The organism is Acinetobacter sp. YH12099 (genome assembly GCF_013419195.1).
Taxonomy (GTDB): Bacteria; Pseudomonadota; Gammaproteobacteria; order Pseudomonadales; family Moraxellaceae; genus Acinetobacter; species Acinetobacter towneri.
This window is the reverse complement of sequence record NZ_VPAP01000016.1, coordinates 43701-52560: the sequence shown is the minus strand read 5'-3', so window position 1 is coordinate 52560 and position 8860 is coordinate 43701. Positions and strand designations below refer to the sequence as shown.

The window sequence follows — 8860 nt, the reverse complement described above, 5'->3', positions numbered from 1 at the left end:
TTGGGTGAGTGGATCAAGCAGAATTAGTTGTTGCTGATGTTCTTCACGAATCATCCAGCGTCCCAAAAAAGTATTAAATAAAATGGCCAACAGAACACCAATGATGGTGCTGCCAATCAAGTTATTGATGAGCATGAAATTTTGGAATTCCGCACTGGTAAACGTATAGGGCTGAAAAACGGGCGCATAGGGGATAATATTGCGCAAGGTCAGCAAAGAACCACCGTAAAATACCACCAAGCAGGGAATGGTGCCCCAAAAGATAATGCTGCGTTTAAACAACAATAAGCCTGTAAAAATGGAGCCAATGGTAAATACGCCTGTGAGTACCGTCATTTGACCCAGAAAATAGCCAATACTCATGAGTGAGCTGCTATAAAAGCCTAAACACAGAATTGGAAAATAATAGAGTGTGGTCTGATTTTCAGGAATACGATAGCTGATGACATATAAAGACCAAGGCAATCAGCAAATACAATATTAAACAACCCAATACCCATGGCAGCATGTATGGGGTAAACAGGGGTTGGCTTTGACTGAGCCAAAGTACCACTAAAAAGAGTAAATGAAAGAAAAAAACCAAGCCACTGACGACACGTGATTTTTGGATGTTATTTAAACTGAGGAGATTTTTATACCCTTGAAAAAATTAAAAATTTTTAGCTTTAATAAAGTCGTCATTGTAGAGCTTTCTGGCATAGGCAAGTCCAAACTCTTATTTATTGTCTAATCTAAGCATAATTCAAATAAGTTGAGACAGAAATCATAAAAAATGCCAGTTATCATGTTTTTTTATGATTTTTTCTACTTAGCCTAATATGTAGTCATCCGTCCCAAATCATGTTTAAGTGAGTGAATGAGCCACAAGCAGAGCATGACTCTGCTTGTTGTGCTATTCGTTAGGTCTTAACCTGTATTGCGTAAGCCTGCTGCAATCCCTGCAATACTCACCATGAGGGCATGATCGACAGGGGTATGTTCGGCATGCTGTTCTGCCAAATACAAACGACGACGTTTCATCAATTCTGCCTGTAGCAAATGCAGTGGCAATAAATAAGGTTTACGCACCCGCATCGATTGATCTAGCACATCATTGCTGCTGAGCAATTGCGATTCACCTTTAAGGGTCAGTAAAGTCGTCACAGCATCACGCAGACGTTGACGGAGTTGCTCACCCAGTTGTTTTAAGTCTTCGTCATCGGTCAGGTTAGATTCGTAGTACAGGGCAATATTGCTGTCGGCTTTAGACAACACCATTTCCAGCATATCAATCAAAGTCTGGAAATACGGCCAATCGCTGAGCATTTCATCCAAAGTGGCTTTTTGTCCCTGATCGAGCGTTTGGTTAATTGCTGCGCCTGTCCCTAACCAAGCAGGCAGCATCAAACGGATTTGTGTCCATGCAAATACCCATGGAATGGCACGTAAGGATTCAATTCCACCGCTCACTTTACGTTTCGCGGGACGTGAACCGAGTGGCAACATTTGCAATTCCAGCTCTGGCGTGACAGTGCGTAAATATTTCACAAAATGCGGATTTTCACGCACGGTTTGACGATAGACCTGCACCGAAAGTTCGGTCATGTTATCCATCAGCTCGCGCCATTCTGCTTTCGGCACAGGTGGTGGCATCAGCGTCGCTTCTAAGGTTGCAGCGGTATAGACTTCCAGATTTTGTAAGGCAACCCCTTCAAGCCCAAATTTAAAGCGAATCATTTCACCTTGTTCGGTGACGCGAATTGCACCTGAAATAGACCCTGGAGGTTGTGAGAACAATGCTTGTTGCGTTGGCGCACCGCCACGGCTGATGGAACCACCACGACCATGGAATAAAGTCAGCTGCACAGCATGTTGCTGCGCTACCGCAGTCAGTTCTTCCTGCGCGCGGTACTGTGCCCAGTTGGCAGACATGAAACCTGCATCTTTGGCGGAGTCTGAGTAGCCAATCATCACCTCATGTTTGCCCTGAATATGCTGCTTGTACCAATGCATATTAAATAGGGTATTCATGGTCTGAGCAGCCCCATCCAAGTCTTTCAGGGTTTCAAACAGTGGCACCACACGTAAAGGATGCTGAATGCCTGCTTCTTTTTGCAACAATAATACCGCCAACACATCACTTGGATATTCCGCCATGGAAATAATATAAGCACCCAAGCTTTCCTGCGGCTGTGCAGCCAAAGTACGCATCGTAGCAAAGACTTCTTGCACATCTGGGTGTTGAATCAGACTTTGTGCAGGTTCCTGCATGAATTTTGGCAATAACGGACGCTTGCTTTGTAATTCTTGTAGCAAGAAGTTTTGACGTGCCTGTTCTGTCCAAGTTTCAAAATTGCCCAAACCTAAGTATTCGGTAATAGCTGAAATGGCTTGACGATGACGTCCAGACTCCTGACGAATATCCAGTTTCAGTAATTCAATGCCAAAACAGTTGACCCGATGAATCAGATCCAACAATTTGCCATTGGCAATCTCTGATAGCTGGCAAGCGGTGAGTGAGCGATAACACAGCAATAAAGGCTGTAACAGTTCATCTTTGCTTTTAATCACCAAGCTGTCATCGCCATCTTTGCCTTGTAATTTGGCAGCCAACCAATCACGGGTGGCTTTTAGACGTTCGCGAGTGTCACGTAAATATTCACGATATGGCTCTGCATGGAAATGTCCTAAGGCATCGGCCAGTTCTGGGCTGCATTGCTGAATCGAGAGTTCCCAACGCAAGTTTTCAATATCGCGTAAATATAATTCTGCAGCTTTCCAGCGTGATAGCCACAGCACTTCTTGAGTGACTTTATGAGTGACATTGGGGTTGCCATCACGGTCACCACCCATCCATGAAGCAAAACGCACAGGGGCAACGGTTAGCGGCAAGTTTTGCCCACAATGTTCTTGCACAATGCCGTCTAATTCACGCATGAATTTAGGCACGGCATTCCATAAGGTCTGCTCTATGGTGGTAAAGCCCCATTTGGCTTCATCGACTGGAGTTGGGCGATGCTGACGAATTTCATCGGTTTGCCAAGCCGAGCTGATCAGCTGTTTTAAATCTGCCAAAACTGCCTGACGTTCACGTGGGGTCAGTTTTTGCTGATCCATTTTAAATAGGCAGTCATTAATATCGTCATATTTTTGAATCAGGGTACGACGGCTGACTTCAGTTGGGTGTGCAGTCAGTACCAGTTCAATTTTTAGTTCACAGACTTGTTGAAACAAAGTTTCTGCAGAAATTTCATGGTGTTTAAATTTTTCAAATAAGCGGTCTAAAGGGTTGGGAGAAACCGCATGTTCATCAAACTCACTCTGACGACGGCTGCGCACCACATGGTATTGCTCGGCAATGTTGGCAAAGTTCAGGAAGTGGGTAAAGGCACGGGTCAGCGGTAAGATTTCATCATCTTCGAGGCTTAAAAATAGTTGTTCGAGCTGTTTTTCAGCTTCGGCTTGTCCATCGCGCGCGCCTTTAGATAAAGCACGAATTTGTTCGACCTGATTAAACAAATCTTGTCCTGCGTGTAACTTGAGGGTTTCGCCCAGCAAGTTCCCAAGTAAGCGTACGTCATCGCGTAGAGGAGCATCAATTTGTTGAATCATTCGTTGTTCTCCATGTTCTGTGTTTTTCTACTCTAAAAAGACTATACCCCGATTTATCTACAATCCAAGCGGGCTATCTACAAAAGTTGCATGGATTTTGCGCATCTGAGCTTATAGTGCCAAGCAGCAGTATTTAGGAGAGAAATATAGGGTTGGAGATCAGGCTTTTAGAGCAAAACGCAGCATAAAAATTTCAATGGCGTGATTAATAATGTGCTGACATTCTGTTGGGGTAGGTACGGCTCTTACACCAAGTAGGACTTCATGGTGGCGTAAACCATGCAGGAGCGACACAATCAGTTCAGTTTGGGTTTTGGGCGCATCTGCTTCAATAAACTGTAATGCAACGGCTTGGCGGAAGAAGTTTTCCCACATGGCTCTGAGTTTGGCATGTGAGGCATTGTAAAACTGTAATGCCAACGGATTTTGCTCAGAGGCCAGTTCCATCAATAGATGTTCCAGCTTAATTGCCTCAGGCATATTCACCAAAGTTAAGGACAGTTCACAGGCTTGGTATAAAGCCTGCCGAAAATCGCTATTTGCACTTAAGTGCAAGGGCTGGGCATTAAGTAGGCTTTCACAGGTTTCTTCAATGGCACAGGAAAACAGCGTGGCTTTGTCTTGAAAGTGATTATAGACCGTTAATTTGGTCACACCTGCTTCACGCGCAATCTGATTCATACTTGAACCATGAAAGCCCAGTTTTAAAAACAAGTGTTTTGCCGACATTAAAATGCGTTGGCGTTTTTCTAAATCTTTTGGTCGTCCGACATTAAGCTGCACTAGTTGATCCTAATTTACACCTGTAAATCTTGAAATGACGCTGCAGTTTTTAATTAGTGTACCCAGTGGTATATTAATTAAAAACTAATCAATTTAATATAACGCCTATTCTGCCCTAAAAAAAACGTTTAAATAAGAGCAAACCTGATGAACACGACTCAGAATCTCATTGCCAGCCTGATGCTGCTGTGCTGTATCACCCTAATTGGATGCAGTAAGCAAAAAAACGAGGTTGAACAGGAAGTCCCTTTGGTAATGGTAACCCAGCCTAGCAGTTTACATCTTGAGCAAAAAAGCTATGCAGGCGAGGTGCAAGCACGTCAGCAAACGGCTTTGGCATTTCGGGTTGCAGGGCAAGTTACACAGCGTTTTGTCGATGTGGGAGATCAGGTCAAAGTTGGGCAAGTCTTAGCAAAACTGGATGTGCAAGATGCCGCATTACAGCTCAATGCCGCGCGTGCGCAACTGGAAAGTGCGCAATCTGCTGCAAAAATTGCCAGTGATGAGTTACAGCGTTTTCAGCAATTATTACCCATGAATGCCGTCAGTCGCTCGCAATATGATGCAGTCAAAAACCAGTATCAACATGCTATGGCGCAGTTGAAACAGGCGCAGTCCAATTATGCAGTTAGCAGCAATCAAACCGACTATAACCAGTTACGTGCCACAAAAAATGGTGTGATTACTGAACGCAATATTGAAGTTGGGCAGGTTTTAGCGGCAGGGCAGGTCGCTTATCAATTGGCGATTGATGGGGAGCGTGAAGTCGTGATTGGCGTGCCTGAACAAGCGGTGGGTGAAATTCGAGTCGGGCAAGAGGCAACGGTAAGTTTATGGTCACAACCCGATACCCGTTTTGCAGGTACGGTTCGAGAAATTTCCCCTGCGGCAGATCAGTCGCGTACTTTTAAAGTCAAAGTGGCTTTACGTGAAGGCAATGCACAGATTCAATTGGGGCAAAGTGCGCGGGTATTTCTGACTCGCCAAGCCAATCAGGGTTTATATGTGCCTTTATCTAGCGTGTCGGCAACAGGGCAACAAGCTTTTGTTTTGGTCTTACAGCCAGACTCAACCGTGCGCCAAATTCCTGTTACATTGGGCGCTTATGGACGTGACAGCGTGCCTGTACTGAGTGGCTTACAGCCGCAAGATTATGTGGTGATGGGTGGGGTGCATTTACTGCGTGATCGACAAAAAATTCGCCCGATTAACCGTGACAATCAAGCTGTACAGGCAGTCAATCCTACAGCTCAGGCAGCTTCTGCGGCCACACAGACGGAGCGTTAAAATATGAATTTTAACTTATCCGAATGGGCGCTGAAAAATAAAGGTCTAGTGGTCTACTTGATGCTGCTGTTGGGCATTGTCGGGATTTTTTCCTATTCCAAACTGGCACAAAGTGAAGATCCACCGTTTACCTTTAAAGTGATGGTGATTCAAACCTATTGGCCGGGAGCGAGCGCCAAAGAGGTCTCGTTACAAGTCACCGACCGCATCGAAAAAGAATTGATGAGCACGGGCGACTATGAACGCATCATGGCTTATTCGCGTCCGGGCGAGTCCATGGTGACTTTTATTGCCAAAGATTCCATGCGTTCTAGCCAAATTCCAGATGTTTGGTACAAGGTGCGCAAAAAGGTCAATGATATTCGTCATGAATTGCCGCAAGGGGTACAAGGCCCATTTTTTAATGATGAATTTGGCGACACTTTTGGCAATATTTATGTGCTGACAGGCGCAGACTATGACTACGCCACCCTCAAAGAATATGCCGACCGTTTGCAGCTACAATTACAGCGAGTCAAAGATGTTGCCAAAGTTAATTTGGTCGGTTTGCAAGATCAAAAAATTTGGATTGAGTTATCTAACACCAAAGCCGCACAACTTGGTATTCCTGTTACCGCGATTCAGCAAGCCTTACAACAACAAAACAGCATGGCAAGCGCAGGTTTTTTTGAAACCCATTCAGACCGTATTCAGGTGCGTGTCAGCGGTGCGTTGCACAGTGTCGATGAGTTGAAACAAATGCCGCTGTTGGTGAATGGCACCACCATTCAACTGGGCGATGTTGCCGAGGTCTATCGTGGGTTTAGCGAACCTGCTCAACCGCGTATGCGCTTTATGGGCGAAAATGGCATTGGCATTGCGGTGTCGATGCGTAAAGGCGGTGATATTCTGGCTTTGGGTGAAAATCTGGAAACTGAATTTGCCCGTTTGCAAAAGACCTTGCCTTTGGGCATGCAACTGCAAAAAGTTTCTGATCAGCCTGTTGCGGTAAAACACAGCGTCAATGAATTTATGAAAGTGTTGGCTGAGGCGGTGATTATCGTGCTCTTGGTCAGCTTCTTTTCACTGGGTTTTCGCACGGGCTTGGTGGTGGCATTTTCCATTCCACTGGTCTTGGCGATGACTTTTGCAGGTATGCATTTGTTTGATGTCGGACTGCACAAAATTTCACTCGGTGCGCTTATTTTAGCCCTCGGATTGCTCGTGGATGATGCCATTATCGCCATTGAAATGATGGCAATTAAGATGGAGCAGGGCTATAGCCGCTTGCAAGCCGCAGGTCATGCGTGGCGTACCACTGCCTTCCCAATGTTGACTGGTACATTGATTACCGCAGCAGGCTTTTTACCGATTGCCACAGCAGCATCAAGTACAGGGGAATATACCCGTTCAATTTTTCAGGTAGTGACCATTGCTTTAGTAGTGTCATGGTTTGCCGCAGTATTATTTGTGCCGTATTTGGGTGATAAATTATTGCCAGATTTTCAGCGCCATGCACAGCGAGTGCCATGGTATCAACGTCTTTGGGCGCGTTTACGCAAACAAGCTGAGCCGCAGCCTGTGCTACAGCACGTAGGTGAATTGCACGACCCATATCAAACCCGCTTTTATCAAGTGTTTCGTAGTTGGGTCAATACTTGTGTGCGCTATCGAAAAACCGTCATTGCAATCACAGTTGGCATATTTGTACTGTCAATTGCGATGTTTAAATTGGTACCACAGCAATTTTTCCCACCTTCCAATCGGGCAGAAATTTTAGTCGATTTAAAACTTGAAGAAGGTGCGTCTTTAACAGCCACAGAGGCAGCCGTTAAAAAAGTTGAAAAGTTCTTGGCGCAACAACAAGGTATCGACAATTATGTGGCCTATGTCGGCACAGGCTCACCGCGTTTCTATTTGCCCTTAGATCAGCAATTGCCGCAAGCCAGTTTTGCCCAATTTGTGGTGTTGGCATCGTCCTTAGAAGACCGCAATGAAATTCGTCGTAATTTATCAGAGCAAATTCGCTTGTTATTGCCAGAGGTGCGTACTCGCGTGTCGTTATTGGAAAATGGTCCGCCTGTGGGTTATCCATTGCAATTTCGCGTGTCAGGCGAAGACTTGGCACAAGTACGACAATGGGCGCAGCAAGTCGCAGCCACCATCAGTGCCAACCCAAACAGCACCAATGTGCATTTAGATTGGGGTGAGCCGAGCAAAGTCATTCAATTGCAGATTGATCAAGACCGTGCCCGTCAAATGGGAGTGTCGAGTCTGGATTTGGCTAACTTCCTCAATAGCTCTATCAGTGGCGCAGCAATCAATCAGTATCGTGAAAAACGTGAACTGATTGAAATTCGTTTACGTGGCGATCAAACTGAGCGCCTAGATGTCGCATCTTTAAGCAGCTTGGCCATACCGACTTCACGTGGAACATCGGTGCCGTTGGCGCAAATTGCACAGATTGAATACCGTTTTGAAGAGGGTTTAATTTGGCATCGTAACCGCTTGCCGACCATTACCGTACGTGGTGATATTCGTAGCAATTTGCAACCTGCAACGGTGGTGGCAGAACTGTCTGAACCGATGGCGGCCCTGCGTGAAAAGTTGCCAAGTGGCTATTTAATTGAAGTGGGTGGCACGGTTGAAGAGTCGGCACGAGGGCAAAAGTCAGTCAATGCGGGTATGCCGTTTTTCTTGGCTGTGGTGATGACCTTGTTGATGATTCAGCTGCGCAGCATGTCACGTGCATTTATTGTATTTTTGACTGCTCCACTAGGCATTATTGGCGTGGTATTGTTCCTGTTGCTGTTTAACAAACCCTTTGGTTTTGTGGCGATGCTCGGCACCATTGCCTTATCGGGCATGATCATGCGCAATTCTTTGATTTTAATTGATCAGATTGAGCAGGATATTCGGGCTGGGGAATCGCAGTGGGACGCGATTATTAACGCTACGGTGCGCCGTTGTCGTCCAATTGTACTGACCGCTTTGGCGGCAGTATTGGCCATGATTCCACTTTCTCGCAGTATTTTCTTTGGCCCGATGGCTGTGGCGATTATGGGCGGATTAATTGTCGCGACCCTATTAACCCTGTTCTTTTTACCTGCATTATATGCACAGTGGTTTAAAGTGAAAAAAAATCCACATAATCTGTAAAAGTGACATAATAACGGGTGCGAAACTTGGAAAATTTCAATATAGTAGCACCTTATATTTT

General features: G+C 45.4%; 5 protein-coding genes. 2 read left to right on the top strand and 3 right to left on the bottom strand.

Annotated features, from left to right (window positions below; all coding sequences use genetic code 11):
• From FTU39_RS10270 to FTU39_RS10260, 3 genes are all read right to left on the bottom strand, one after another.
• On the bottom strand, positions 1-465 hold a 465-nt coding region (locus FTU39_RS10270), incomplete at its 3' end, for a hypothetical protein (protein WP_179994298.1).
• Positions 466-906: 441 nt separating this feature from the next.
• Positions 907-3591, bottom strand: coding sequence for a phosphoenolpyruvate carboxylase (gene ppc / locus FTU39_RS10265; protein WP_180052140.1), 2685 nt, complete (start codon positions 3589-3591; stop codon positions 907-909).
• A 159-nt stretch (positions 3592-3750) separates the two neighbouring features.
• Positions 3751-4374 carry a TetR/AcrR family transcriptional regulator gene (locus tag FTU39_RS10260; RefSeq protein ID WP_180052139.1) on the bottom strand — a complete coding sequence of 208 codons (624 nt, stop codon included), beginning with the start codon at positions 4372-4374 and terminating at the stop codon, positions 3751-3753.
• A gap of 147 nt (positions 4375-4521) precedes the next feature.
• On the opposite strand from FTU39_RS10260, the gene FTU39_RS10255 reads away from it, so the two are divergent.
• On the top strand, positions 4522-5661 hold the full coding sequence (locus tag FTU39_RS10255) for an efflux RND transporter periplasmic adaptor subunit (protein ID WP_180052138.1): 1140 nt from the start codon (positions 4522-4524) through the stop codon (positions 5659-5661).
• Positions 5662-5664: 3 nt separating this feature from the next.
• A complete protein-coding gene (locus FTU39_RS10250; RefSeq protein ID WP_180052137.1) occupies positions 5665-8799 on the top strand; it encodes an efflux RND transporter permease subunit in 3135 nt (1044 codons plus the stop codon).
• The last annotated feature ends 61 nt before the right edge of the window (positions 8800-8860 follow it).